The sequence below is a fragment of the Microbacterium altimontanum genome, from assembly GCF_058349865.2.
Window position 1 is genome coordinate 1 of the sequence record NZ_JBYRJB020000016.1, and the last position, 1,378, is coordinate 1,378.

Sequence of the window (1,378 nt, forward strand, 5' to 3'; positions counted from 1 at the left end):
CTCGTCGGATGCGACGTAGACGCGGTCACCGTGTGATCCTTCGAGGAAACTCTCATATCCCACTCGAACGGAATCATCACGATGACCGCACCTCATATTGTCGACCCTGCGAGCGTGCTCGCTGAAGCCCTGTCCGACGCGTCGCCGGATCTGATGCGCAGCCTGCTGCAGACCATGATCAACGCACTGCTGTCCGCCGATGCGGACGCCGTCGTGGGCGCCGAATGGGGACAACGCAGCCCCGACCGCACGACCCAGCGCAACGGGTACCGGCACCGCGACCTGGACACCCGGGTCGGCACGATCGACGTCCAGATCCCGAAGCTGCGGCAGGGAACGTACTTCCCGGATTGGCTCCTCGAGCGCCGCAAGCGCGCCGAGACGGCGATGATCACCGTCGTCGCCGACTGCTACCTCGCCGGCGTGAGCACGCGTCGGATGGACAAGCTGGTCAAGACGCTCGGGATCCACTCGCTGTCCAAGTCGCAGGTGTCCCGGATGGCGGCCGAGCTCGACGAGCACGTCGAGCAGTTCCGGCACCGCCCGCTGGACGACGCCGGCCCGTTCACGTTCGTCGCCGCCGACGCGCTCACGATGAAGGTCCGCGAAGGCGGGCGGGTCATCAACGCGGTCGTGCTCGTCGCGACCGGGGTGAACGCGGACGGGCGCCGCGAGGTGCTCGGCCTGCGCGTCGCGACCAGTGAGACGGGAGCTGCCTGGAACAGCTTCTTCGCCGACCTCGTCGCCCGCGGCCTGGGCGGGGTCCGCCTTGTCACATCGGACGCTCACGCCGGGCTCGTCGAGGCGGTCGCCGCGAACCTGCCCGGCGCGGTCTGGCAACGCTGCCGCACCCACTACGCCGCGAACCTGATGAGCGTGACGCCGAAGACCATGTGGCCGGCGGTGAAAGCGATGCTGCACTCCGTCTACGACCAGCCCGACGCCCACAGCGTCCACGCCCAGTTCGACCGACTGCTGGACTACGTCGACGGGAAGCTGCCCGACGCGTTCGAGCACCTCGACGCCGCCCGGGCGGACATCCTCGCGTTCACCGGTTTCCCCGAAGGCCTCTGGCAGCAGATCTGGTCCAACAACCCCAACGAGCGTCTCAACCGCGAGATCCGCCGCCGCACCGACTCCGTCGGCATCTTCCCGAACCGCGACGCGATCATCCGCCTCGTCGGCGCCGTCCTCGCCGAGATCACCGACGAATGGGCCGAAGGCCGCCGATACCTCGGCCTCGAGATCCTCGCCAAAAGCAGACTCACCCTCGTCGCCGACACCGGCATCGAGGAGGTGACCGACACCGTCCTCGAACTCAGCGCATAACCCCTCAGATCGAAGGACACCGCGCTACACCACTACTCGGGACTTGACC

The 1,378-nt window shown here is 67.8% G+C and carries 1 protein-coding gene; it reads left to right on the forward strand.

The features are described from left to right. Positions 1-81: 81 nt before the first annotated feature. Positions 82-1,329: an IS256 family transposase gene (locus AC3RX1_RS17475; RefSeq protein ID WP_491502479.1), complete on the forward strand. Its 1,248-nt coding sequence runs from the start codon at positions 82-84 to the stop codon at positions 1,327-1,329. Positions 1,330-1,378 lie beyond the last annotated feature (49 nt).